Origin of the sequence: Desulfotomaculum sp., from assembly GCA_003513005.1 — a bacterium.
In the GTDB taxonomy this organism is placed as follows: Bacteria; Bacillota; Desulfotomaculia; order Desulfotomaculales; family Nap2-2B; genus 46-80.
The window spans coordinates 1-25,174 of sequence record DOTD01000041.1 but is presented as its reverse complement, the minus strand read 5'-3'; the positions used below and the strand labels follow the sequence as shown (position 1 = coordinate 25,174).

General features: G+C 45.9%; 21 protein-coding genes. All 21 read left to right on the top strand.

What is annotated here, in order from left to right; genetic code table 11:
• Window positions 1–9: 9 nt before the first annotated feature.
• The 21 genes from DEH07_05120 to DEH07_05020 all read left to right on the top strand — a co-directional run bounded on the left by DEH07_05120 (window position 10) and on the right by DEH07_05020 (window position 24,303).
• Window positions 10–1,065 (top strand): phosphoribosylformylglycinamidine cyclo-ligase, encoded by a 1,056-nt coding sequence (locus DEH07_05120; protein HBY03919.1) that lies wholly within the window; start codon window positions 10–12, stop codon window positions 1,063–1,065.
• A 27-nt stretch (window positions 1,066–1,092) separates the two neighbouring features.
• Complete coding sequence (locus DEH07_05115; GenBank protein ID HBY03918.1) at window positions 1,093–1,698, top strand: phosphoribosylglycinamide formyltransferase; 606 nt, start codon at window positions 1,093–1,095, stop codon at window positions 1,696–1,698.
• Window positions 1,699–1,748: 50 nt separating this feature from the next.
• Window positions 1,749–3,287 (top strand): bifunctional phosphoribosylaminoimidazolecarboxamide formyltransferase/inosine monophosphate cyclohydrolase, encoded by a 1,539-nt coding sequence (gene purH / locus DEH07_05110; GenBank protein HBY03917.1) that lies wholly within the window; start codon window positions 1,749–1,751, stop codon window positions 3,285–3,287.
• Between the two features lie 22 nt (window positions 3,288–3,309).
• Complete coding sequence (locus tag DEH07_05105; protein ID HBY03916.1) at window positions 3,310–4,575, top strand: phosphoribosylamine--glycine ligase; 1,266 nt, start codon at window positions 3,310–3,312, stop codon at window positions 4,573–4,575.
• A gap of 43 nt (window positions 4,576–4,618) precedes the next feature.
• A complete protein-coding gene (hisD, locus tag DEH07_05100; GenBank protein HBY03915.1) occupies window positions 4,619–5,908 on the top strand; it encodes a histidinol dehydrogenase in 1,290 nt (429 codons plus the stop codon).
• Window positions 5,909–7,009: a histidinol-phosphate transaminase gene (gene hisC / locus DEH07_05095; GenBank protein HBY03914.1), complete on the top strand. Its 1,101-nt coding sequence runs from the start codon at window positions 5,909–5,911 to the stop codon at window positions 7,007–7,009.
• 80 nt (window positions 7,010–7,089) lie between these two features.
• The gene (locus DEH07_05090; protein HBY03913.1) at window positions 7,090–7,686 is read left to right on the top strand and encodes an imidazoleglycerol-phosphate dehydratase HisB; all 597 of its coding nucleotides are present in this window, start codon (window positions 7,090–7,092) and stop codon (window positions 7,684–7,686) included.
• 36 nt (window positions 7,687–7,722) lie between these two features.
• Complete coding sequence (locus tag DEH07_05085; GenBank protein ID HBY03912.1) at window positions 7,723–8,352, top strand: imidazole glycerol phosphate synthase subunit HisH; 630 nt, start codon at window positions 7,723–7,725, stop codon at window positions 8,350–8,352.
• The gene (gene hisA, locus DEH07_05080) at window positions 8,330–9,058 is read left to right on the top strand and encodes a 1-(5-phosphoribosyl)-5-[(5-phosphoribosylamino)methylideneamino]imidazole-4-carboxamide isomerase (protein ID HBY03911.1); all 729 of its coding nucleotides are present in this window, start codon (window positions 8,330–8,332) and stop codon (window positions 9,056–9,058) included. The genes DEH07_05085 and hisA overlap by 23 nt, the downstream gene beginning before the upstream one ends.
• Before the next feature lie 9 nt (window positions 9,059–9,067).
• Window positions 9,068–9,829 (top strand): imidazole glycerol phosphate synthase subunit HisF, encoded by a 762-nt coding sequence (locus DEH07_05075; protein HBY03910.1) that lies wholly within the window; start codon window positions 9,068–9,070, stop codon window positions 9,827–9,829.
• A gap of 25 nt (window positions 9,830–9,854) precedes the next feature.
• Window positions 9,855–10,757, top strand: coding sequence for a hypothetical protein (locus tag DEH07_05070; GenBank protein ID HBY03909.1), 903 nt, complete (start codon window positions 9,855–9,857; stop codon window positions 10,755–10,757).
• A gap of 14 nt (window positions 10,758–10,771) precedes the next feature.
• Complete coding sequence (locus DEH07_05065) at window positions 10,772–11,098, top strand: phosphoribosyl-AMP cyclohydrolase (protein ID HBY03908.1); 327 nt, start codon at window positions 10,772–10,774, stop codon at window positions 11,096–11,098.
• A gap of 22 nt (window positions 11,099–11,120) precedes the next feature.
• Complete coding sequence (pcrA, locus tag DEH07_05060; GenBank protein HBY03907.1) at window positions 11,121–13,115, top strand: DNA helicase PcrA; 1,995 nt, start codon at window positions 11,121–11,123, stop codon at window positions 13,113–13,115.
• Window positions 13,116–13,160: 45 nt separating this feature from the next.
• Window positions 13,161–14,030 carry a DUF2837 domain-containing protein gene (locus DEH07_05055; GenBank protein ID HBY03906.1) on the top strand — a complete coding sequence of 290 codons (870 nt, stop codon included), beginning with the start codon at window positions 13,161–13,163 and terminating at the stop codon, window positions 14,028–14,030.
• Between the two features lie 32 nt (window positions 14,031–14,062).
• Window positions 14,063–16,039 carry a DNA ligase (NAD(+)) LigA gene (locus DEH07_05050; protein ID HBY03905.1) on the top strand — a complete coding sequence of 659 codons (1,977 nt, stop codon included), beginning with the start codon at window positions 14,063–14,065 and terminating at the stop codon, window positions 16,037–16,039.
• Between the two features lie 97 nt (window positions 16,040–16,136).
• A complete protein-coding gene (locus DEH07_05045) occupies window positions 16,137–16,418 on the top strand; it encodes an Asp-tRNA(Asn)/Glu-tRNA(Gln) amidotransferase subunit GatB (protein ID HBY03904.1) in 282 nt (93 codons plus the stop codon).
• Between the two features lie 12 nt (window positions 16,419–16,430).
• Entirely contained in the window at window positions 16,431–17,888 is a 1,458-nt protein-coding gene (gene gatA, locus DEH07_05040) for an Asp-tRNA(Asn)/Glu-tRNA(Gln) amidotransferase GatCAB subunit A (GenBank protein ID HBY03903.1), read from the top strand.
• Window positions 17,889–17,908: 20 nt separating this feature from the next.
• The gene (locus DEH07_05035) at window positions 17,909–19,363 is read left to right on the top strand and encodes an Asp-tRNA(Asn)/Glu-tRNA(Gln) amidotransferase GatCAB subunit B (protein HBY03902.1); all 1,455 of its coding nucleotides are present in this window, start codon (window positions 17,909–17,911) and stop codon (window positions 19,361–19,363) included.
• A 428-nt stretch (window positions 19,364–19,791) separates the two neighbouring features.
• Complete coding sequence (locus DEH07_05030; protein ID HBY03901.1) at window positions 19,792–21,549, top strand: adenine deaminase; 1,758 nt, start codon at window positions 19,792–19,794, stop codon at window positions 21,547–21,549.
• Window positions 21,550–21,886: 337 nt separating this feature from the next.
• Window positions 21,887–22,936, top strand: a complete 1,050-nt coding sequence (locus DEH07_05025) for a molybdopterin-binding protein (protein HBY03900.1) — start codon at window positions 21,887–21,889, stop codon at window positions 22,934–22,936.
• Between the two features lie 224 nt (window positions 22,937–23,160).
• A complete protein-coding gene (locus DEH07_05020) occupies window positions 23,161–24,303 on the top strand; it encodes a xanthine dehydrogenase (GenBank protein HBY03899.1) in 1,143 nt (380 codons plus the stop codon).
• Window positions 24,304–25,174 lie beyond the last annotated feature (871 nt).

Genomic DNA, 25,174 nt, shown 5'->3' with positions numbered 1-25,174 from the left:
GGTAAGCAAATGAAAGAAAAAGATGGTTTAACCTATTCAGACGCCGGTGTTGACATTGAATCAGGCAACAAAGCTGTTGAATTAATGCGGCAGGTTGTCCGGAGCACATGGAGACCGGAAGTGATTGGAGATTTGGGCGGTTTCAGCGGTCTTTTTTCAATTGATAAAGACAGATATAAACAACCTGTTCTTGTTTCCGGAACCGATGGCGTAGGTACGAAGTTAAAAGTAGCCATGCTGATGCAAAAGCATGATACTGTAGGCATCGATCTTGTAGCTATGTGCGTTAACGATATTGCCACATCCGGAGCAGAGCCACTTTTTTTCCTTGATTACCTGGCGGCGGGCAGGCTGGTACCGGAGAAAGCGGCTGCGATCGTTGCGGGAATAGCGGATGGCTGCCGGCAGGCGGGATGTGCCCTTATTGGCGGTGAAACAGCAGAAATGCCGGGTTTTTACGGTCAGGACGAATATGACCTGGCCGGTTTTGCAGTAGGAATTGTAGAAAAAGAACGGATTATTGACGGTTCCAGGATACAACCGGGTGATTGCCTAATCGGTCTTTCTTCTTCGGGATTGCACAGTAACGGCTATTCTCTCGCCCGGCGTGTCCTTCTTGAGGTGTCCGGTTTTGGGATTGCTGATTTTATCCCGGAACTTGGGCGATCCCTGGGCGAGGAAATGTTGGAGCCAACCCGGATCTATGTAAACATATTGAAAAAACTGAATAACAATTTTGATCTTCTTGGGATTGCCCATATTACAGGGGGCGGCCTGACGGAAAATATCCCGCGGCTGCTGCCTCCGGGAACTGCTGTTCTTATAGACCCAACATCGTGGCCTTTTGCTCCCGTTTTTTTATTGATTAGACAGATTGGGCGGATTGAAGGCAAAGAAATGTTCAGAACATTTAATATGGGCCTGGGTCTGGTTTTTTTCCTTCCCTCAAAACAAGCCGGGGCATGCCTGGATTTTCTGAAAGATACAGGTGAAAAAGCTTATTTGATTGGCCAGGCTGTTAAAGGGGAAAAAGGCATAGAATATTCACCAGGTTTGAACTTTTAATTGATCTATTACAGGAAGTGATTGAAAATGGTTTTAAAGATTGGTGTTTTGGTTTCGGGCCGGGGGTCTAACCTGCAGGCAATCATGGGTGCCTGCGATGAGGGAAAAATCCCGGCGCGGGTAGTTGTTGTGATTAGCGATGTTGGCGATGCGCTGGCTCTAGAACGGGCACGCTCAAAAGGGATAGACGCCGTACATGTAGATTATCAAGGTTTTAGCGGCAAAACGGAATACGAACAGGTTGTCGCAGGCGTCTTGAAAGACCACCATGTTGAACTTGTTTGCCTGGCCGGTTACATGCGTATTGTGGGCAGGGGTCTTTTAGACGCTTTTCCGAACAGGATAATAAACATTCACCCGGCGTTGCTGCCGTCGTTTCCCGGCCTGGATGCGCAAAGGCAGGCTTTTGAGTATGGAGTGCGTTTCAGCGGCTGCACAGTCCACTTTATAGATGAAAGGGTTGACAGCGGCCCGATAATTTTACAGGCGGTAGTGCCTGTTCAGCAGAGTGACACGCCGGAAATATTGGCCCAGCGCATACTGGCTGAAGAACACCGTATTTATCCTGAGGCGATCGGCCTTTTTGCCGGGGGAAAGCTTAAAATAGAAGGCAGAAAAGTTGTGCTTGGCTGATCTGAAAATAGCGGTTTAGTAAAGAGTATTATAAATGAAGGAGGGCAAAAATGATCAAGCGTGCTCTAATTAGTGTATCCAACAAAGCCGGGCTTAAAGAATTTGCAGGGTCTTTGACCGAGATGGAAGTTGAGATAATCTCAACCGGCGGTACCTGCAAATTTTTAAAAGAATCTGGCCTTCCGGTTACATACATTACTGATGTTACAGGTTTCCCGGAAATCCTTGACGGACGCGTTAAAACATTACACCCCAATATACATGCCGGGATACTGGCTTTAAGATCACCCGAACATATCAGCCAGTTAAACGAACTTAAGATAGGCACGATTGACCTGGTTGTGGTCAACTTGTATCCGTTCAGGGAAACCGTCGCCAAGCCGGGGGTTACCCTGGAAGAAGCTATTGAGAATATAGATATCGGCGGACCGACAATGATCAGGGCGGCGGCCAAGAATTATAACAACGTATTAGTGGTTGTGGATCCTGACCGGTATCCGGATCTGCTTGATGCTCTGCAGAAAGACAGGATAGATGATAAATTCAGGCTTCTTTTAGCGCTTGAAGCTTTCAGCCATGTGTCCGCCTATGACGCGGCAATAGCCGGTTACCTGCGTGAGATTGCCGGCAAAAGTTCTTTATTTCCTTCCACTCTTATTCTGTCGGCGGAACTGGCGCAGTCCCTGCGATACGGGGAAAACCCGCACCAGAAAGCTGCTTTTTACCGTCAGCCCGGCGCGAAGGACCCTTCGGTCGGGAATGCGCAGCAGCTTTCAGGCAAGGAACTGTCTTTTAACAATATACTTGACTTAAACTCCGCCCTGGGATTAGTCAGTGAATTCTCCAGCCCCTCGGCGATAATCGTCAAGCATAACAGCCCATGTGGGGCTGCAAACTCAGAAAAGCTGGTTGACGCCTACCTGAGGGCCTTTGAAGGAGATCCCACATCGGCTTTTGGCGGGATAGTGGCTTTCAACCGGGATGTTGACGCTGAAACCGCAAAAGAGATGGCCAAGATCTTTTTAGAGGCGATTATAGCGCCTGATTTTACTCCGGAAGCTCTTGAGATTCTTTCTGCGAAACAAAACCTGCGCTTGCTTAAAACAGGTCCTTTGTCAGGAAAACCAGCCGACAACCTGGATCTGCGCAAAGTAAAAGGCGGTTTTTTACTGCAGGAAATTGACCTGGAAACAGTAAAAACCGATCAGATAAAAGTAGTCACCAAAAAACAGCCGACCAGCGAGCAGATGGCGGAACTGCTTTTTGCCATGACAGTTGTTAAGCATGTCAAGTCGAACGCTATTGTTGTAACCAGGGACCGTCAGCTGATTGGCGTTGGAGCCGGTCAAATGAACCGTGTCGGTTCAGCACGGATTGCACTGGGTCAAGCCGGGGAGCGATCCCGCGGCGCTGTGATGGGTTCAGACGCCTTCTTCCCTTTCCGTGATACAGTGGATGAGGCTGCAAAAGCAGGAATAGTTGCCATTATTCAGCCAGGCGGATCCATGCGGGATGAAGAATCCATTACCGCCTGTGACGAGCACGGTATAGCCATGATTTTTACGGGATTGAGACACTTTAAGCACTAGACGTTTATCGGAGGGTGAGCAGGTGAAGGTTTTAGTTATCGGTTCCGGCGGGCGGGAACATGCGCTGGTCTGGAAAATACGGCAGAGTCCCCGGGTCAGCCAGGTCTTCTGCGCTCCTGGGAATGCCGGCATAGCCGGACAGGCTGAATGCGTTGATATCAGCGTTGATAATATACCCCGTCTTTTGGATTTTGCGCGCCGGGAAAAAATAGAGATGACCCTCGTGGGTCCGGAAGCTCCGTTGACTGACGGCATTGTAGATTCCTTTAAAGAGGCCGGTTTGAGTGTTTTCGGGCCGTCATCCCGGGCGGCTGCGATAGAAGGAAGCAAAGTATGGTCAAAAACTCTCATGGACAAATACAATATTCCTACGGCAAGCTTTGCTGTTTTCAGCGATCCCGGATTAGCCGCGGATTACATTAAAAAGAACGGCGCGCCCTGCGTCGTAAAGGCCGACGGTCTTGCTGCCGGCAAAGGTGTTATAGTATGCTCAACGGTTGAACAGGCACTGGCGGCAGTTGAAGACATAATGGTAAAAAGCGTTTTTGGCTCTGCGGGGAAAAGAGTAGTTATCGAAGAGTGTCTGGAAGGCGAGGAAGTAAGCGTAATGGCCTTCACGGACGGTGAAACTGTTATTCCTATGGTATCTGCCCAGGATCACAAGCAGGTTTATGACGCCGACTGCGGACCCAACACGGGGGGAATGGGCGCTTATGCTCCCGCGCCTGTTTGTACGCCCGAAATTTCGCAATTAGCCCTGGAAGGGGTTTTAAAACCTATGGTCAGCGCGCTTGCCCGGGAGGGCTGTCCCTATCAAGGCGTGCTTTATGCAGGCTTGATGATCACCCGTCAGGGGATTAAGACGCTGGAGTTCAATGTGCGTTTCGGCGACCCGGAAGCCCAGCCTTTATTGATGCTTCTGGAAACAGATTTGATCGATATTTGCGAATCTGTTGTGACGGGTAAACTTGCTTTGCAGAAAGTCAGCTGGAAGAAGGGTTCGTCCATATGCGTTGTTTTGGCTTCAGGGGGATATCCCGGTCATTATTCTACGGGGTATCCGATTGAGGGCCTTGAAGGGCTGCCGGATGATCTTCAGGTGTTCCATGCCGGTACGAAAAATAAAGGCGGCCACACGGTTACTTCCGGCGGCAGGGTTCTAGGAGTAACAACTTTTGCGCCTGATATTCAGGAAGCAATTACGAAAGCATACGACGGTGTAAAACGGATAAAATTTAAGGATATGCACTACCGGAAAGATATCGGGTATAAAGCTCTGCATAGATGATGGCAGTGTTTTAAGTAAAAAAGATTGGGAGAATTTATGCCGAATGCCAATCAGGATTATTCATTTCCAGGAATTTGAGAAGTCCCGTTTTTTCGGCAGGCAATTTTCTTCTCCTGCTGGAGCCGGGGATCGGGTAAAAGACATTTTGACAAACGTCAGGGAACAGGGCGACAAGGCTTTATGCGCCTATACGGAGGCATTTGACGGAGTAAAATTACAGCCGGGACAATTAAAGGTGACAGACAGTGAACGCAAAGAAGCGTACAGGCAGGCCGATGAAGGCTTTTTGGAATCTCTGCGCTTTGCTATGGAACGGATAGAGGATTTTCATAAAAAGCAGCTGCCCAATTCCTGGTTTGACGCCGGCAAACAGGGGATTTTTCTCGGTCAGCTGGTAAGGCCTTTGGCCCGTGTCGGTATCTATGTTCCAGGGGGTACTGCGGCTTATCCGTCCTCCGTGTTGATGAACGCTGTCCCCGCCCGGGTGGCCGGCGTTAAGGAAATAGTCATGGTTACACCTCCTTCCGCAGACGGCGGGATCAATAAAAATACCATAATAGCGGCTGTCGAGGCGGGGGTAACGGAGATTTATAAAGCAGGGGGCGCGCAGGCTGTTGCGGCGCTGGCTTACGGAACGGAAAGCATCAAACCTGTGGACAAGATCACCGGTCCGGGCAACATCTATGTAACACTGGCCAAACAACAGGTCTACGGCAGGGTGGATATCGATATGCTGGCCGGACCAAGCGAAGTAGTCATCGTGGCTGACGATTCGGCTGATCCGTGTTATATTGCTGCTGATCTGCTTGCCCAGGCTGAACATGATCCTTTATCGACAGCTCTTTTGTTTACACCTGGCGAAGCGCTGGCCAATCTTGTCCGGGATGAGATTGCGCGTCAGCTTCCTTCTTTGTCCAGGAAAAATATTGCTTCACGTTCTCTTGAGGATCAAGGCGCCGTAGTAATCACGGACAATCTGGAGAAAGCGATGGAACTCGCCAACAGTTTTGCCCCGGAGCACCTTGAACTCGTTGCAGAAAATCCTTTCCATTGGTTAACTTACGTAAGAAACGCAGGAGCTGTTTTCCTTGGTCCCTATTCACCCGAGTCAATTGGTGATTACCTTGCCGGTCCCAATCATATATTGCCGACCGGAGGCACGGCGCGTTTTTTCTCTCCATTGAGCGTCGATGCATTTTTAAAAAAGTCAAGTGTAATTAGTTTTTCCAGAGAAGCCCTGGCAGAAGCCGGGGAGCATGTAAGCAGAATTGCCCGGTTGGAAGGACTTGACGCACATGCAAAGACAATCGAAAAAAGGCTTGGGGGTTCTTAAATGAGTTTTAATCTTCAAGGAATCTTACGCCGAGATTTAAATGAAATCATAGCCTACGAGGCTCCAAGGGTCGGCGAGGGGATCGTCAAACTTGATGCTAATGAGAACCCTTTTGAATTCCCGGAAGATATAATCAAAGAGACCTGTGAGCGTTTGAAATCGTTCACACGGTACCCGGACCCGATGTCTGCCGAGCTTATCGCGGCTTTGTCGGAATATACAGGCGTGCCAAAAGAAGGAATCATGGCCGGCAACGGGTCGGATGAGCTTATCTTGAATATTTTGCTTGTCTTTGGAAACGGGGGACATGTAATTATACCAACCCCGACGTTTTCGATGTACCGTATTCACAGCCTGATTGCCGGGGCTAAACCAGTCGAAGTATCCAGGGGGTCCAAATTCGAAGTGGATGTTTCTGCTGTCGCCGAAACTTGCAAAAGCTGTCAGGCGCGTGCGGTTATTGTCTGTTCACCGAATAATCCTACAGCAAATGCCACTCCGGTTGAGGATATTCAGAATCTTTTGGAACAAAGCGAAGCTCTTATTGTAGTTGATGAAGCCTATATAGATTTTGGCGGCGAAAGCTGCCTTAAGTTATTAAACAGTTATCCTAACCTTGTTATACTTCGTACGTTTTCCAAGGCCTTTGGCCTGGCGGGACTTAGAGTTGGCTACCTCCTGGGCAATCCTGAGGTTGTTAAAGAAATACACAGGGTAAAGCAGCCTTTTAATCTGAATATCTTCTCACAGCTGGCTGCCAGGACGGTTTTATCCAACAACGGCGATTTTAAATTAATGGTCAATAAAATTATAGAGACGCGGGACAAGCTTATTGAGGAAATGTCGGTGATTAAGAACGTAACCGTATACCCCAGCGAGGCTAATTTCATATTCTTCCGCACACAGCTAAGGGGCAAGGAAGTTTTTGATGGCCTTCTAAAAAAGGGTGTCCTGATTCGCAATGTCCATGCGCCGGGCATCGAAGACTGCCTTCGGGTTACTGTAGGACGGGAAAATGAGAATAAATTGTTTCTGGATAGTTTGCAGGCTGTTTTAAACGGGAACGGAGCACCTGAGCGAACCGTGACAATGACGGGCTGAGGCGACCTTGAGCAAATAGATAGTTGACCTTCCTAATGCAAGTTAATTTTTAGGATAGTTATAAAGGCGGGGGGATCTGTATGGCAAAGGAAAGAACTGCCGGAATCAGCCGGAAAACAAATGAGACTGATATAAAAGTCCTGATCAGCCTTGACGGGAAGGGAGAATGTTCCGTCCATACCGGGATAGGTTTTTTTGAACATATGCTGCGCCTATGGACCAGGCATGCCTGTTTTGATCTTGAACTTACTGGCAAAGGCGATCTGTTTGTTGATGCTCACCATACAGTTGAGGACATCGGCATCTGCCTGGGCCAGGCTATTAAGGACGCTCTTGGCGGCAAAGCAGGAATTGCCCGTTTCGGCCAGGCGATCGTGCCTATGGATGAGGCTCTTGTAATGACGGCAATAGACATCAGCGGAAGGGGTTTTCTGGTCTTCGAAGTAAATTTCCCCTCGCCACGCATAGGCGATTTTGATACCGAGTTGGTTGAAGAGTTTTTTAGAGCCCTGGCTGTAAACGGAGGACTGACCCTGCATATCAGGCAATTATCTGGAACAAATTCCCATCATATTTGTGAAGCGGTTTTCAAGTCTTTGGGCCGCGCCTTACGCAGCGCTGTTTCCTTTGATGAGCGGATAAAAGATATTCCATCTACAAAGGGAGTAATTGAATAGGAGTTAATTTAAGATAAAAGTTTAGGGGTCTTTATTATGATTGCAATTATAGATTACGGGATGGGAAACTTGCGGAGCGTCCAAAAGGGATTCGAGAAGGCGGGGTGGGAAGCTTCGGTAGTTAGTGACGCCTTGTCACTTTCCAGATCCTCAGGGATAGTTTTGCCCGGTGTCGGGGCGTTCGCCAAGGCTATGGAAAATTTAAAACAGACAGGACTGTTAGAACCAATTTTTTCTGGAATTAACGCCGGTAAGCCATTATTAGGTATTTGCCTGGGGCTGCAGATGCTTTTTGAGGTCAGCGAAGAGTTCGGACTGAATGACGGAATGGGAATCTTCCCCGGCAGGGTCAAAAAGCTGCCTGACTCTGTGAAAGTACCCCACATGGGCTGGAATAAGGTTTATTTTAAAAAAGAAAGCCCCTTGATGGATGGGATATTGAACGGTTCACATTTTTACTTTGTGCATTCATATTTTGTTGACGCTGAAATTCCTGATCAGATAACAGGTATCACAGAATACGGAATTAATTTTGCGTCAATGGTACAAAAAGACAATATTTTTGGAATCCAGTTTCATCCTGAAAAAAGCAGTACGCTGGGACTCAGGATTCTTAAAAATTTTGGGGGGTTGGTGGCAAAAAATGATCGTAATCCCCGCGGTTGATTTGCGTGAGGGAAAGTGTGTAAGGCTTGTTGAGGGACGTGTGGACAGGGAAACTGTTTATTCGGACGACCCGGTAGCTATGGCCCGGCTGTGGGAATCGCAGGGCGCGAGCTGGCTGCACGTTGTGGATCTTGACGGTGCTTTTACAGGAGGACTGAAAAACCTTGAAATTATCAGGGAAATTACAGCGACACTGAAAATTCCCGTCGAAGTAGGCGGCGGTATAAGGGAAATGTCAACTATTGAAGAACTGCTAGAAATTGGCGCAAAGCGTGTTATCCTGGGTACTGCGGCAATTGTCAATCCTGAACTGGTCGCTCAGGCGGCAGAAAAATACGGTGAAGCCATTGCCGTAGGAATTGATGCGAGAGATGGCAAAGTGGCCATTGAGGGATGGGGTGTGACCTCTGAAAAAGACGCCCTTGAATTGGCCATCCAGATGAAGGCGAGAGGCATAAACCGTTTGGTTTTTACGGATGTAAAACGGGACGGAACTTTAAAAGGGCCTAACCTGGCTGCTACTGAAAGAGTTGCCAGGGTTACCGGACTTAAGATTATTGCCGCCGGCGGGATCTCAGATATGGACGATTTAATAGCCGTATCAAGCCTGGAAGATGCAGGTGTCGAAGCGGTTATTACTGGGAAGGCGTTATATACGGGCAGTATTAATTTAAAAGATGCCCTGTCTTTAATAGAAAAAAGGTGAAGCAAAGTTATGTTAACCAAGCGTATCATACCCTGTCTTGACGTAGCTGAAGGAAGGGTTGTCAAGGGGACAAATTTTCTAAATTTGCGTGATGCGGGAGATCCTGTCGAACTGGCCGCTTTCTATGATCGCGAGGGAGCCGATGAACTGGTCTTCCTTGATATCAAAGCGTCAGCCCAGGGGCGCAAGACAATGCTGGATATGGTCTACAGGACTGCCGGTGAAGTTTTTATACCCTATACAGTCGGCGGGGGCATCTCTTCCCTGGGTGATATCCGGGATATTCTAACCGCTGGCGCCGACAAGGTTTCGTTAAACACCGCCGCAGTTTTAAATCCTCCGCTGATTGCTGAAAGCGCCGAACGATTCGGTACCCAGTGTATAGTCGTGGCTATCGACGCCAAACAGATTGGGACCGAAAAAAAATGGGAAGTATATACACACGGCGGACGGTATCCGACGGGTATTGACGCTGTTGGCTGGGCTGTTAAAGCAGAGAAGCTTGGCGCCGGAGAGATCCTGCTGACAAGTATGGACAGGGACGGCACAAAAGACGGTTATGACATCCCCCTGACTCTTGCGATTGCAAGAGCTGTCCGAATACCGGTAATTGCGTCCGGAGGAGTAGGTACGCTGGAGCACCTTGTCCAAGGCCTTGTCGAAGGCGAGGCTGACGCAGTGCTGGCGGCTTCTATTTTTCACTTCGGCGAGTATTCAATTCTTCAGGCAAAAAAATATCTGCGTAAAAAAGGTGTACCGGTAAGGCTATAAATATTTTTTCGGGGGTGAAAAAAAATTGCGTGCATCAAAAGAATGCCTGGCTTGTCTTGAGGATCTTACGAAACGTACAGCCGGGCTTGCGGTTTCCGATCTGCAAAAAAGAGAAGAGGTTCTGTTTAAAAGCATATCTTTTTTAAAAAGAAATTTCTCCTTGGATTTGGCGCCGGCTTATTTAGCCGGTGAGATTCAAAGGAATATCCGGAAAGCAGGTAAAAATGAAGATCCGTTTGCGGCTGTTAAAGAAAAAGAAATGAGCATAGCCAGGCGTATAGCCGGAGATTTGGGTGAAAAATTGGAAAACAACCTTGATTCTTTAATTAATTTTGCAGCTTTAGGCAACAGCCTGGACTTTTTTATGGACCCTGACACATTGCAGGATGAGTTAAGCAAACCGGTTAAATTGGCTATTAATGATGTTGACAGATTACAGGACATACTGGTATATTATGGTAAGTGCCAGGATCGAAAAAAAATACTTTATTTTGCAGATAATACCGGGGAGTGTTTCTTCGATCTCCCCTTGCTTACTTACCTGGAGAAATATACCGACGTTTTTTACGTTGTCAAAGAGAGTCCTGTGCAAAACGATCTTACACTGCATGATCTAACTCAAAGCGGAATTAGAGAAAAATTTTATAGAGTCGCTACAACAGGCACTGACAGCCCGGGGCTGGATCTTGACAATGCCTCCCCGGAGTTTTCCAGGTTAATCGGGCAGGCTGATTTGCTTTTCGCCAAAGGCATGGGGTATTATGAAACACTGCCGGAGCTGTGTTTATCAAAAACAACTTTTTTCCTCCTGAAAACAAAATGCCACCCTATTGCAAATTCTCTCAAAGTACCCTTGAACAGTTATGTTGGTTTGCTTGAGGAAATATTTAGAAAGCTACCTGGACTGACGGTTGAAAAATATCGATGAGAGGCTGAAAAAAAGTGTCCTTCGGCTTGGAAAAATTAAAGTATGACGCTGCCGGTTTGATTCCTGCCGTTATACAGGACGAAAAGACCGGCATTGTGCTGATGCTGGGATATATGAATAAAGAGTCTCTGACGCGGACTATGGCCTCCGGGGAAACATGGTTCTGGAGCCGCAGCCGTCAGGAGTATTGGAATAAAGGCGCGACCTCAGGAAATATACAAAAAGTGCGGGAGATCTATTACGATTGCGATGCCGACGCTCTGCTGGTCAAGGTTGATCAGAAGGGAGTAGCCTGTCACGAAGGTGATTTTTCCTGTTTTCACAATCCCCTGCAGTTATAGATTTCAACGGGATGTGTTTTTTATGACGGATGTCTTGGATGGTTTAAATGAAAATCAGGCGGAAGCGGTTAAATATATCAATGGGCCCCTTCTTGTCCTTGCAGGCGCCGGAAGCGGCAAAACCAAGGTACTGACGACTAAAATAGCTTACCTTCTAAAGGAGATGAGAATATCTCCTTTTAACGTACTGGCGATTACATTTACTAATAAAGCAGCTAATGAAATGAGAGAAAGAGTCGCGGCTGCCGTTCCGGATGCGGCAAGAGATATCTGGATACTTACTTTTCATGCCGCATGTGTCAGGATTTTAAGGAGACAGGCCTATTTTCTAGGGTATAACGGGGACTTTGTTATCTACGATGACGCAGACCGGCAAACGCTGCTTAAGGATTGTCTGAAAGAACTTAACTATGATAATAAAAAGTTCTCTCCCAGGGCCGTGGGAGCGGTTATATCCAGGGCAAAGAATAATTTGATGGATTCTGAGGAATTTAAGGAGCAGGCCAATGGATTTTACGAGCTGAAGGTAGCTGAGATTTATGAATTCTACCAGAGCCGCCTGCTTAAAAACAACGCTCTTGATTTTGATGATCTGATTATGCAGACAGTGCGCCTTTTTGAACAGAACCCTAGTATCCTGGCATACTATCAGAACAAGTTCCGCTATATTCTTGTAGATGAATATCAGGATACCAATACAGCCCAGTATGTTCTTGTAAAACTGCTTGCAGCGGCGCACCGCAGTCTTTTTGTGGTTGGTGACCCGGACCAGAGTATCTATGGCTGGAGGGGAGCAAATATCCGGAACATCCTAAATTTTGAGAAGGATTATCACGATGCCAGAATAATCAAATTGGAACAAAATTACCGCTCAACCCAGGTAATTCTTGATGTGGCTAACGAGGTAATCAGCAACAACAGTTCCCGGAAAGAAAAGGACTTGTGGACTGCTGAAGGTCAGGGAACGCCTGTAATGCTCTATCTCGGTCCGGATGAACATCAGGAAGCCCAATTTATAGCTGACCGGATAAGATCAATCAGGGAGCATTCCGGCGCAAATTATAGGGATTTCGCAGTTTTATACCGCACACATGCAATGTCCCGTGTGGTTGAGGAAATATTCCTGCGGGAGATGATTCCCTATACTATTATAGGAGGCTTAAAGTTTTACGACCGCAAAGAAATTAAAGACTTGCTGGCATATTTGCGCCTGCTTGTCAATCCGGCGGATACGGTAAGCCTTTCCAGAGTAATTAATATGCCCAAAAGAGGTGTAGGGGAAGCTTCTTTTCAGAAGTTGTCAAGCTTTGCTCTTGAACAGAACATAGCCATTCTTGAGGTTCTGGAACGATCTGCAAGAATTCCCGGTCTGACCAGCAAAGTACGCCAGGCCTGCCTTAGCCTAGCGGACGTGTTAAATAAAATATCTCAGGAAAAAGAGATGATGAATGTTACTGAAATCACTCAAAGAATTTTACAGCAGACCGGCTACTGGCAGGAACTTGTCAGTGAAAATACAGTGGAATCGCGGACCAGGCAGGAAAACTTAAAGGAATTTATGTCTGTAACAAAGGAGTTCGACAAGTATGCCGGCCACGGCAGCCTGTCAGTTTTTCTAGCTGAAATGGCTCTTTCCAGCGATATTGACTGGTATAAAGATACAGGTGACCAGGTAGTCCTGATGACATTGCACAGCGCCAAGGGTTTGGAATTTCCGAATGTATTTTTAATTGGCCTGGAAGAGGGTGTCTTTCCTTATTCGCGTTCGCTGGATGAACAATTCGAGCTTGAAGAAGAGCGCCGCCTCTGCTATGTCGGAATAACAAGAGCAAAGCGGCAATTGTACCTTACCCATTGCTGGCAGCGTACACTTTACGGAGTAACCCGTTTTAACAAGCCTTCACGGTTTCTTGAGGAAATTCCCGAGCGCCTGATTATGCCCGAGGATTCCCTTAATATAGACACTGCTGGTCATTTACGCGCCGTTAGAAAAAGTTTTATCCTAAATAAAATATAGTTATTTTCTGGCAATAATATAATTAATGCTTTATATGGGGGCCTAATGAAGCAGTTATTAATTGTAGCTGTTCTGACAACCGTTATCCATATGGTGAACACTTTAATTTATTCCGTACGTTTGTCTGGTGTCAGGACCGAGAGGCTGGCTACAGCGCTGTCGCTGTTTCAGGTAATCTTCCTAATTGCCAGTACAGCGAATCTGATTCAGGCGCCTTTAATGTCCTCGATTGTTGAGCACGCAATAAATAACGGAGTTGCCAGGGTTGGCTCGGATCAACTGCTTGGCAATCCCTTTTACCAACATGAGCTGAGTTTGTTGAATTCTCAAATAAGGCTTGTAATTCTTTCGGGAACTTTAGGGACCATACTGGGAGGTTTGCTGATCCCGAAGTTTGTTTCGGTATTTGTAAAATGGATACTCCTTTTAGAAGGTATTGGTTCAGTGCCGCGAATGATTTTAGAGGCGATAATAAGGCCGCGGAAATTCTCTTCAATGAAGGACAAATTCAGATTGCCAAGCACAGGCAGGTTCCGGGATGCCTTAAGAGAACCTTTAAACATACCCAAGTATTTTTTAATAGCAAATATAATTATCACTGGAATTTGGACAACCGGTGTTCTTTCCGCTTTATACGCAGGCGCCCTGATCCCCCACTTCAGATCCACAGCGACCATGATGTCGGGTATCATTAACGGTATTGCGGCTGTTCTGGCGGCTACGGTTGTAGACCCGACTGCTGCAGTTATTACTGATCAGACCATGCGCGGCGTGCGGCAGGAAAAAGACGTCAGGCAGATGGCCATCTATTTGGCTTTCACAAGACTGCTGGGCACAATGCTTGCCCAGGTTATCTTTGTGCCCGCGGCATTGATTATCCGTGATGCGGCGGAAATGTTAAGCAGGTGGTGGTAGTCTTGGACGAGGAATATGGGAAAGCCCGCTTAATGGTTGAGAAACTAATAAAAGAAATAGAAGAACACGATTACAGATACTATGTCTTTGATGATCCTGTGATTTCCGATCAAGAATATGACCGTTTAATCAGGGAACTAGAAAAGTACGAGAAACAATATCCCGAACTTGTCACTCCTTTTTCACCCACCCAGCGAGTGGGAGGACAGCCTGGACAAGGATTTGCAACTGTTGCGCACATGGCGCCGATGCTGAGCCTGGCCAACGCTTTCAGCGATGAAGAACTTAATGATTTTGACCGGAGGGTCCGTGCAGCGCTGTCCGGAGAAAAAGTGGAATATGTAGTTGAACCTAAAATAGACGGATTGGCGGTTTCTCTGCGTTATGCCGACGGAAACTTTGTTCTTGGCGCTACCCGCGGTGACGGAGAAATTGGAGAAGATATTACAAATAACTTAAAGACGATTAAAAGCATCCCCCTGCATTTACGAAGCTATGCAGCCAGACTTGAAGTCAGGGGTGAGGCATATATGGCTAAAGAGACTTTTGTCCGGCTGAATAAAGATAGAAGCGAGGCAGGAGAGCAACTCCTGGCCAATCCAAGAAACGCCGCTGCCGGATCGCTGCGGCAGCTCGATCCCCGGATTGCCGCTAAGCGCAGCCTGAATATTTTCGTTTATGGAATCGGTTTCAATGAGGGCATAACAGTACAGAGCCATACCCAGGCTTTAAATTTTTTAAAGGAAGCCGGTTTCAGGGTCAATCCGGAGATAGATATCTTTGATGAGATATCAGACGTTATAGCGTACTGCAGGGAGTGGCAGGATAAAAGATTTACCCTGCCTTATGTTACAGACGGCCTTGTAATAAAGGTTAATTCACTTAATCAGCAGGAGCGCCTGGGAGCAACTATGAAAAGCCCGCGCTGGGCGGTTGCCTATAAGTTTCCTCCGGAGCAGGCAGTGACAAGAGTAAAAGATATCACTATAAGCGCTGGACGAACAGGCGTGCTTACGCCGACAGCTGTCTTAGAGCAGGTACTGCTCGCCGGGACAAGGGTTTCCAGGGCGACACTCCATAATGAGGACCTGATCAGGGATAAGGACATCCAAATCGGTGATATGGTAATCGTCCAAAAAGCCGGTGATGTTATTCCCGAAGTAGTAAAAGTTGTTAAAGAAAAACGTACCGGTCAGGAAAAAGCCTGGGAAATGCCAAAAAAATGTCCTGTTTGCGGTTCACAAACTATTCGTCTGGCAGGCGAGGCTGCAGTCCGGTGTACATCTATGGCCTGTCCTGCAAAAAGCAGGGAAGGCTTAATTCATTTTGCCTCGCGCAGCGCCATGGATATTATCGGGCTTGGTCCGGCGATCATAGACCAACTGCTTGAAGCAAAACTGATTAATGATCCTTCCGGTTTGTATAATCTGCAGTACGAAGATCTAATCGGGCTTGAGCGCCTGGGGCCGAAATCATCACGCAATTTACTGGATGCGATAAGCAAGAGTAAGGAAAATTCTTTAGCCAGGCTTATTTTTGCTTTGGGTATAAGGCACGTCGGTGAAAAGGCGGCCAGGATTTTAGCCGATCATTTTAGAACGCTTGATAATTTGATGGCTGCAAAAGAAGAAGAAATGACGATTATTCCTGAAATAGGCCCCAAGATAGCCGAAAGTATCAGGGACTTTTTTTCGATAGAACAGAACCGTAATGTAATCAACAACCTGATTCGTGCGGGAATCAATACTTTTGAAAAAAATAAAGAGCAGACAGGAAACAAGCTTTTAGACGGACTTACTTTTGTCATTACCGGGACGCTAGGCGTCTATACAAGACTGGAGGCGCAGGAACTCATCCGGGAGCAGGGCGGAAAAGTTTCTTCCAGTGTCAGCCGTTCGACAGACTTCCTGGTCTGCGGTGAAAATCCCGGTTCGAAATATGAAAAAGCAGTTGCGCTTGGGGTTAAGGTTCTTAACGAGGAACAATTTAAAGCAATGTTAAGTGTGTAAACATAATTTGTCAAATATTGCTGAAAAACTGTTTTAAACTGGATTTATTTTGTTATAATTTGTATATATCTATAGATTAATTGGGCAGGTGAGATAATTGATTAAAAAATCCGATGTTGAACATGTAGCTTTACTGGCCAGGCTGGAACTGTCAGACGATGAAAAAGAAATCTACACAAGGCAATTGAATGATATTTTGGGGCATTTTGAGTCTTTGCAAAAATTGGATACAGCCAATGTTGAGCCTACGGCTCATGTTCTATCCCTTTTTAACGTGTTCAGGGAAGACAAGGTTGACCGGCACTTGCCTTCGGAAAAAGTACTGGCTAATTGTCCGGACAGGGACGAGGATTGTTTTAGAGTACCAAAGATCGTTTAAGGAGGCGTTTTTTTGTCGCTTTATTATTTAACGGCTCATGATCTGCACGATTTATTGATCAAAAAAGAAATATCGGCAGTGGAGGTTAACAAAGCTGTTTTTGATAGAATTGAATCCGTTGAGGACAGTGTAAAGGCCTATCTTACGTTAACCCGCGATCAAGCCATGAAAAGCGCACAGGAGGTAGATGACATGATCGGGGCCGGCCAGCCGGTTCCTCCTTTGGCGGGCATACCGATCGCGATAAAGGATAATATTTGCGCCGAAGGTGTGCGGACAACAGCTGCCTCAAAGATTATCTATAATTTTATACCTCCGTATGACGCCACTGTTGTTATAAAACTCGCCAGTCAGCATATAGCAATGACAGGCAAAACCAACCTGGATGAATTCGCAATGGGTTCTTCAACAGAGAACTCCGGATTTTTTGCAACTCACAACCCCTGGGATCTCGGATGTGTTCCCGGTGGTTCCAGCGGCGGTTCCGCTGCCGCAGTTGCAGCCGGAGAGGCAATTTGCGCAATCGGTTCTGACACCGGAGGTTCTATCCGTCAGCCGGCAGCTTTTTGCGGAGTTGTGGGGATCAAACCAACCTATGGAGCTGTATCCCGCTACGGGTTGATTGCTTTCGCTTCTTCTCTTGACCAGATCGGCCCCTTCACCAGAGATGTTACGGACTGCGCGCTGATGCTTAACGCAATCTGCGGCCATGACCCGCTTGACGCAACTTCTTCTACAAATGAAGTTCCGGATTTCAGGCGCTGTCTTGTTCACGATATAAAAGGTTTGAAGATAGGTGTGCCCCGGGAATATATGAGTGAAGGTATCGACGCAGAGGTCAGGCAGGTTATTGAAAAGGCTATGGCCATATTTGAATTAAACGGGGCTAGTATAGAGGAGACAAGCCTGCCTAATCTGGGTTTCTCCCTCCCTGTTTACTACCTGATTGCTCCGGCTGAAGCAAGCTCAAACTTGGCCCGTTACGACGGTGTCCGTTACGGGTTCAGGACTGAGGGAGCACAGGATGTCGTGGACATGTTTATAAAAACACGGAGCCAGGGTTTCGGCGCCGAGGTCAAGCGCCGGATCATGCTGGGTACTTATGTTCTTTCAGCCGGCTATTACGATGCCTATTATTTAAAGGCGCTTAAGGTCCGTACGTTAATTAAAGAAGACTTTAACAACGCATTTGAGAAGTTCGATATTTTGCTTTCACCAACAACACCGTCCCCGGCTTTTCGTTTTGGCGAGAAAACGGGTGATCCGCTAAAAATGTATCTTTCAGACGTATTTACAATAGCGGTAAACCTTGCCGGAATTCCAGGGCTTTCTTTACCCTGTGGTTTTGTCAATGGTTTGCCCGTGGGGCTCCAGCTGATGAGCAGGCCTTTCAACGAGGGCAAACTGCTTCAGGCAGCCTATGCTTTTGAACAAAGTACCGGCTATCATAAAAAGCACCCGGAGTTATAACGCAAAAGGGGAGGTTTTTTATCTTGAACCAGTATGAGACCGTCATCGGTCTTGAAGTGCATCTGGAATTAAAAACGAATTCCAAAATATTTTGCAGTTCCTCCACATCTTTCGGGGGAAAGCCAAATACTCACGTGTGTCCGGTATGCCTTGGTTTGCCTGGCGTACTTCCGGTAGTCAATAAAAAGGTTGTGGAGGATGCAATCCTGGTAGCCCTGGCCTTAAACTGCCGTATTGCCGAGTTCTCGAAATTTGATCGTAAAAATTACTATTATCCTGATATGCCTAAGAACTACCAGATTTCACAATATGATTTGCCGATTGCCTTGAACGGGCGCCTGGAAATTGAACTGGACGAAGAAATAAAAAAAATAGGTATTACACGGGTGCATATGGAGGAAGATACGGGGAAATTGGTGCATCAGGGAACTATAACCACTACGCCTTTTTCACTTGTAGATTATAACCGCGCCGGAGTTCCGCTGCTGGAAATAGTATCCGAACCGGATCTCCGGTCGCCCGAGGAAGCCAGAATATATCTGGAAAAACTAAAATCAATAATTCAATATACAGGAGTTTCAGACTGCCGGATGGAGGAAGGCAGTTTGAGATGCGACGCAAATGTTTCTGTGCGGCAGACTGGAAAAGAGGAATTTGGCACAAAAACAGAGATCAAAAACATGAACTCTTTCAGAGCTCTTCAAAAAGCCCTGACCTACGAAGTCAGCAGGCAAATAGAGGTATTGGAAGAAGGCGGGCGAATTGTCCAGGAAACCAGGACCTGGGATGAAGGACAGGGGATAACACTGCCTTTGAGAAGTAAGGAACAAGCTCATGATTACCGTTATTTCCCAGAACCGGATCTGACGCCCATGATTATTGAAAGGGAATGGGTGGAGTCTGTCAGAAACCGGCTCCCGGAATTGCCCGACGCCCGCCGCGATCGCTATGTGCGTGATTACGGACTGCCTGAGTATGACGCCGGTGTTCTGACTTCGACAAAAGAAATGGCTGATTACTTTGAAGCATGCCTCAACGCCTATTCTTCACCAAAGACAGTCAGCAACTGGATCATGGGGGATCTCTCACGCTTGCTTAACGCCAACAATCTCGAAATAGATAAATGCCCGGTAAGTCCCGTCAACCTGGCATCTTTATTCAAAATTCTCGACGAAGGCACGATTAGCGGCAAGATTGCCAAAGTTGTATTCGAAGAGATGTTTGCGACTGGAAAGGATGCCGGTACTATCGTCAAGGAAAAAGGGCTGGTCCAAATTAGTGATGAAGGATCACTGTCTGCAATTGTTGAAGAGATAATCGCCGGGAATCCTAAATCGGTCAGTGATTACAGGAACGGCAAAGATAAAGCTATGGGATTTTTAGTCGGTCAGGTTATGAAGGCTACGAAGGGTAAGGCGAATCCGGAACTGGTCAATAAACTTTTCAAGGAAAAAATAAAAACACTAATTACATAGTGGAGATATTTCAATCGTCAATCCCTTGATTAACGCCAAATTGGTCTCTATAACGAAGAAGTTTTGGATTTTGAAATGCCAAAATCACCAATTTATCAACTTTTTCAAACAGAATATCTCTATTCAGAATATCTCTATTATAACAGATTTATATCCACCATGCAATTAACGTTTTAAAAAATATTGAATTAAGAATGGGAGGGTCTGTGTCAGGGGGGTCTGTGTCAGGGGGACGGGGTTGTTGACACCCCCTATAGTTAAGAAGAAATTTACAACTTAATAGGGCGGCTACTAAGGCTTGACAGTATAAAATGTTTAAGCCTTATTCTTTTTTGTTATTAAATATACAAAATTATTGTAAGTGTTTTAATTTAACCGGCCAATTTTATTATTTATTATTAAATTGATAAAAAGGAGTTTTCCAGGTTATGAATTTTGAAATATTAAACAATTTGATTAAGGTGGCAATGGGAGAAGAAAAGGCGGATTTAGCGCTCCAAAACGGTTCACTGGTTAACGTATACACAGGCGAAATACTGGAAGAACATTCTGTGGCGGTCAAGGGTGAAAGAATAGCCTGGGTAGGCAAAGACACCAGGAGTGTTACAGGACCTGAGACGAATGTTATCGACTGCACAGGAAAATTTATCATCCCGGGGTTTATAGACGGCCATACCCATTTAATTCTTTTTTATCAGGCGGATCAGTTTCTGAGATATGCAATGCGGGGCGGGACTACCACAATCATTACGGAACTAATGGAAGTCAGCTTTCCGCTTGGATATCAGGGAATCTTGGAATATCTGGAATCCCTTAAAAATCAGCCCATAAAGATTTTTGGTGTGGCGCCTCCGATGGTTTCAAACAGCCAAAATACGCGTTCAAGATCAATTAATCTTGAACAGATTGCCGAACTGCTCAAACGTGACGATATTCTTGGCTTAGGCGAGACGTACTGGTCGGCTGTAATTGAACGGGATGAAAAGATACTGAAATATTTTGTTGAGACTTTCAAGGCGGGCAAGATGATTGCAGGCCATACAGCCGGGGCCAGGGGCAACAGGCTTACAGCTTATGCGGCGGGAGGCGTCCGGTCGTGCCATGAGCCAATTACTGTGGCGGAGGTTATGGAAAGGTTAAGGCTGGGACTTTATGTACTGATCAGAGAAGGAGGGATCCGGAAAGAACTGGCGGAAATATCGAAAATAAAGGATCTACAACTTGATCTAAGACAATTAATTCTGGCCACGGACAGCATTACTCCCGAGCAGGTGGTTGAGGAAGGTTATATGGAAGCAGTGGTCCAGAAAGCCGTCGACCTTGGTTTTGATCCTGTCTGCGCTATCCAAATGGCTACTATCAATGTTGCCAAGTACTGGAACTTGGATCACCTGATCGGTGGTATTGCTCCCAGCAAATATGCAGATATAGTGATTTTGCAGGATTTGCGCAATATAAAAGCCGAGTATGTAATCAGCAATGGCAAAGTTTTATCTAAAGAAGGCAAACTCCTTTTAGAGCCAAGAAAACATACTTTTCCGGCTTGGGTGCGCCAAAGCATGAAACTTACTAAAAATTTTGGTCCTGAGGATTTTGAAATAAACGTGAAAGGCAGCAGTGACCACGTCAGCGTCAGGGTAATTGAACAAATTACTGAACTGGTAACAAAGGAAACAATTCTGGAAGTCCCCGTCGTGGATGGAAAAATAAAGGTTGATTTAGATAAGGACTTAATAAAAATTGCTGCTGTAGATTTCCTGACTGACCAGTTAAAAATGTTTGTCGGATTAATCAAAGGCCTTCGGATGAAGAAGGGAGCGTTCGCCAGCAGCATGGCCTGGGATGTGACTAATATAGTGGTTGTGGGAGCTGACGAAAAGGATATGGCAGTTGCTGTTAACAGGGTTTTAAAACTTCAGGGAGGTATCGTAGTGTGTTCAAACGGTGAAATACTGGCTGAGCTTCCCATGTCCATAGGCGGTTATATGACTGATCTTCCAATTGAGAAAATAGTCCATCGTCTTAAGAACATTCAAAAGGAGGCGTCAGGCCTTGGCATACCCTTCCCTGATGCGGAACTGAGTTTAAATACCCTGACAACTGCCGCAATACCATTTTTCAGGATTTATGAGGAAGGCTTTTATGATATGAAAAACAATTGTTCGGTTGGACTGCTGGTGAATTGAGTTAAGCTGGAGCGGAGAAAAGGGCAAACTGCCTTTTTGCCATGGTATAGGTGTCGGTTGCGGAGGGTTTGTTACCGTAGCGGGGTATAACAGATCTTCCGCACCCGGCGGCTATAATAAACATCGCAATACAATGAGGCAGCGCCGGCAAAGAGCGCCTGAGCGAACCGTGACAACGACGGTCTGAGGCGAACATGAAACACGTAGGCAGATGACCTCACTAATACAAGTTTATTTTTAGGGTAGATTAGCAGGTGAGTATAACAATAAACGGGCTATATATATATATATATATATATATCAATGTTGGAATCCTTCCTGAAAGGAGAGCCGTCAGATGCAGACAAAAACAATCAACCTGGAAGATGCCGTAGGTAAAATCCTGTACCATGATCTGACTAAAGTTGTCCGCGGTGAATTTAAGGGGCCTGCGTTTCGTAAAGGCCATGTGATACGCCTGGCGGATATTGATGAATTGCTGAAAATGGGCAAAGAAAACATCTATATTTCTGAGGTTGCTGATGACGAACTGCACGAAGATGAAGCAGGCATTCGCCTCGGAAAGGCTGCGGCTGCGTTAGGGGTTTACTGTTCAGAGCCGAAAGAAAGCAAAGTTACCCTTTATGCGGAACATAACGGACTTCTTAAAATTAATTTTGCCGCTCTTGCCGAAGTTAACGACCTCCCCGAAGTTATTCTTTCTACACTGCCTAATAATACACCGGTTACAAAAGGGGAAATGGTAGCCGGGACAAAAGTAATCCCTCTGGCTATAAAAGAAGATATAATACTCGAGGCTGAAGAAATCTGCCGGAAAAGCGGCGGAATTATTAGCGTAGAACCTTTTCAAACATTAAAAGCGGCTATAATTGTTACAGGCAGTGAAGTATATTACGGCAGGATCAAAGATGAGTTCGGACCGGTTTTGAAGAACAAAATAGAGTCGTTTGGCTCAACAGTTCTAGGAATTAAGTACGTTGGTGACGACGCTCTGGAGATCAGCCGGCTGATTAAGGAAGCAATTGAACAGGGTGCAAATCTTGTTCTGATCAGCGGAGGTATGTCTGTTGATCCGGACGATGTGACTCCGCTTGGGATTAAGTTAAGTGGAGCTACAATAGAAAAATATGGAGCGCCGGTTTTGCCGGGAGCGATGTTTTTACTAGCCTACAGCAGCGATGTGGCAATTTTAGGAGTGCCGGCCTGCGGAATGTTTTTCAAAACTACTGTATTGGATTTAATTCTGCCGCGTTTGTTTGCTAAAGGAAAGGTAAAAAGACATGATATAGTCGCCCTGGCTCATGGAGGACTCTGCAGAAGCTGTCCTGAATGCCGGTACCCCGGGTGCAGTTTCGGTTCTGCCGGGTCCGGATACCAATTTTTATAAATACGCCGTTTAAACATTAAAGTTACTCCATTCAGAGAAACCAAACTAAAGTAGACATCCATGCCACTGAAGCGGAGCCAGCTTAAGGGATTAAAATTCATCAATAAAGACAAGGGAGGTCAATGCCTTAAGTGCGATTTTGAGCCTTCATTCAAAAAACGAGAGAACCCGAACTTTCTTATTCTCCATCGAAAATTAATATTGCCAGCGAGGGGGGTGTTTTGATGGAGCATGTCTATAAAAATTTGCTTGATGCGCTGAAAACGGGTGACAGGCCAGTCTTGGTTACTCTAGTTTCTCGTAAAGGGGATATCATACCGCCGCCGGGAAGCAAACAATTATTTTTAAAAAACAAGGAAGTTGGAAATTTTGAAGCGGACTGGCTTGGCGCGAATGTTAAACGACTGGCGGACCTGTCGAAAAAAACTAACCGTCTGGAAAAAGCAGATGTGTTTTTCCCGGGAAATAGTGAGATACACTGTACACTTGTTGCTGAACCTGTTTCCGGAATTGAAAGACTCATTGTTTTAGGAGGCGGGAATATAGCCATTCCGCTGGTACGTGTGGGTAGCATGCTTGGTTATTCCGTTACTGTAGTTGACGACAGGCCGGAATATGCCAATATTGAACGGTTTCCGGAGGCTCAGGAAATTATTTGCGGCGATTTTTCAACCTGTCTTGAGAATATGTCAATTGATTCATGGACCAGCGTTGTCATAATCACCCGGGGCCACCAGTCTGATCTAATCTGCCTCGAAAAATTGTCAGGCCTGGGAATGGCTTACTTGGGTATGATTGGCAGTAAACGAAAGGTTGAAATATGCAAAAAACATTTGCAGGCTATAGGTACTCCAAACGAAAAAATAGAAATGATCCGTGCTCCCATAGGATTGGATATCGGAGCTCAAACTCCGGAGGAAATTGCTGTAAGCATAGCTGCTGAATTAATCAAAGATAGACGCTGCGGAGGAGCGCTTTCCATGTCTAAGGGGCTGGATAACGGAAAGAAAGTGGGAAGTTCCCTTCAGCTCAGTTCCACTGCAGCGAGTGATCTTACCCTGTTTGAAATTGTCCTGTCACACCTCAGGGAGGGTATACCGTTAGCCTTGGCCACAGTAGTATCAACTTCGGGTTCGACACCACGCAAGTCAGGTGCAAAAATGCTGGTTTTCTCTGATGGGGGAATAACAGGCACGATCGGCGGCGGGATTATTGAGGAAAAGGTTCGTCAACTGGGGGTTTCCGTTCTTGAAACCGGACAGGTAAAATTATGCGCTTTTCAGCTTGACAACAAAGCTGCTGGTTCCCTGGGGATGGTCTGCGGCGGCGATATGGAAGTATTTATTGAACCAGTAATGAACCAGTAAAAAGAAAAAAGAGTTGCATCTTAATCAAGGGAGCATTCAGAAGTAATTTTGGACGGGATGTTTTATAAAACAGCTCTAGGTGGCGCTGGAAAAGCCACACTGGTAATACCTGTTGTTGGTCTTGACATCTTAAACAAGCGCCTGACAGATGAATTTGTCCACCGTCCGGAATAGCTGCCTTACTTTGCAATGCAGCGCAGGGATCAGTAATAACAGCCGGAATAATTTCGAAAATAATTGTTCACCCTCTCGGGTTAAAAAAAGGGGTTCCCGCCCGGGCAAGGTTTATACCATTGATTAATAAAGTTGACATGGCAGCGGACTGGTCAGTTGCCAGAACCCTTGCATTGGATATTCTTGGAGATGACGAGGATATTGAGTGTGTTATATTGTCAAGTTTTGTGCAAAACAGTTTTTCTGTAATCCGCCGCTGCAATTAATTCTACTGGAGGAATTTTCTTTTACGTATCTTTATTTTTAGCGCTATTTACCAGGAACTGCATAAGTCATGTTAGATATTATTATTGATTAATCATATAGATCGAGTCTATAATGAATCCAATTATCTTCGCAAGTAGAATGAAAATTAAGCAGATGTGACTTCTAAACCAGCCAGACAGGGGATTACAAAAAGCGCCTGTGTCTTTAATTCTTTAATATGAAGCTAGAAAAGAAAAGTTTACAAATTTATAGGGCAACTTCTAAGGCTTGACAATTTAAAATGTTTAAGTCTTATTTTGTAACTACTCAGGCTAACGCCTGGGCATAAACATAAGGCAACTATACCCGAAACCGGGTAATATCCAATTATAGAACCTTATCGCAATATGGGATAAACGGATTACCCTTAAAGAATGGATTCTCATGATAC

Excerpts from the sequence above, each read along its gene's own strand:
- DEH07_05120 (HBY03919.1), top strand. The coding sequence starts at position 10 with ATGAAAGAAAAAGATGGTTTAACCTATTCAGACGCCGGTGTTGACATT.
- DEH07_05115 (HBY03918.1), top strand. The coding sequence starts at position 1,093 with ATGGTTTTAAAGATTGGTGTTTTGGTTTCGGGCCGGGGGTCTAACCTG.
- purH (HBY03917.1), top strand. The coding sequence starts at position 1,749 with ATGATCAAGCGTGCTCTAATTAGTGTATCCAACAAAGCCGGGCTTAAA.
- hisD (HBY03915.1), top strand. The coding sequence starts at position 4,619 with ATGCCAATCAGGATTATTCATTTCCAGGAATTTGAGAAGTCCCGTTTT.
- hisC (HBY03914.1), top strand. The coding sequence starts at position 5,909 with ATGAGTTTTAATCTTCAAGGAATCTTACGCCGAGATTTAAATGAAATC.
- DEH07_05090 (HBY03913.1), top strand. The coding sequence starts at position 7,090 with ATGGCAAAGGAAAGAACTGCCGGAATCAGCCGGAAAACAAATGAGACT.
- DEH07_05085 (HBY03912.1), top strand. The coding sequence starts at position 7,723 with ATGATTGCAATTATAGATTACGGGATGGGAAACTTGCGGAGCGTCCAA.
- hisA (HBY03911.1), top strand. The coding sequence starts at position 8,330 with ATGATCGTAATCCCCGCGGTTGATTTGCGTGAGGGAAAGTGTGTAAGG.
- DEH07_05075 (HBY03910.1), top strand. The coding sequence starts at position 9,068 with ATGTTAACCAAGCGTATCATACCCTGTCTTGACGTAGCTGAAGGAAGG.
- pcrA (HBY03907.1), top strand. The coding sequence starts at position 11,121 with ATGACGGATGTCTTGGATGGTTTAAATGAAAATCAGGCGGAAGCGGTT.
- DEH07_05055 (HBY03906.1), top strand. The coding sequence starts at position 13,161 with ATGAAGCAGTTATTAATTGTAGCTGTTCTGACAACCGTTATCCATATG.
- DEH07_05050 (HBY03905.1), top strand. The coding sequence starts at position 14,063 with ATGGTTGAGAAACTAATAAAAGAAATAGAAGAACACGATTACAGATAC.
- DEH07_05030 (HBY03901.1), top strand. The coding sequence starts at position 19,792 with ATGAATTTTGAAATATTAAACAATTTGATTAAGGTGGCAATGGGAGAA.
- DEH07_05025 (HBY03900.1), top strand. The coding sequence starts at position 21,887 with ATGCAGACAAAAACAATCAACCTGGAAGATGCCGTAGGTAAAATCCTG.
- DEH07_05020 (HBY03899.1), top strand. The coding sequence starts at position 23,161 with ATGGAGCATGTCTATAAAAATTTGCTTGATGCGCTGAAAACGGGTGAC.